General features: G+C 53.1%; 1 protein-coding gene. It reads left to right on the forward strand.

Features of this window, described 5'->3' with window-relative positions; all coding sequences use genetic code 11:
• A partial coding sequence (locus TR61_RS19485) for an IS3 family transposase (protein ID WP_157441007.1) occupies positions 1-429 on the forward strand: 429 nt, incomplete at both ends.

The raw sequence follows: 429 nt of genomic DNA on the forward strand, positions 1-429 counted from the left end.
ACGACGACTGATGGGGGAGCTGGGTCTGAAATGCACGGTGCGGCCTAAGAAATACAGGTCGTATAAAGGGCCGATGGGCGAAGTGTCGCCCAACACCTTGGCTCGTCAGTTCGAGGCTGAGCAACCGAATCAGAAATGGGTGACGGATGTCACCGAGTTCAAAGTGGCCGGCAAAAAGCTGTACTTGTCCCCAGTTTTGGACTTGTACAACGGAGAAATCGTGGCCTATCAGACGGCAATACGTCCCCAATATGCCTTGGTGGGCGAGATGCTGGAAAAAGCTATTGAAGGCTTACCTGAGGGCGGCAAGCCAATGCTGCATTCAGATCAAGGCTGGCACTATCGATATCCAAAGTACCGGGAGAGGCTAGAAAAAGCAGGGCTGGAGCAAAGCATGTCACGCAAAGGAAACTGCCATGACAACGCCAC

The organism is Aestuariivita boseongensis (genome assembly GCF_001262635.1).
Lineage (GTDB): Bacteria > Pseudomonadota > Alphaproteobacteria > Rhodobacterales > Rhodobacteraceae > Aestuariivita > Aestuariivita boseongensis.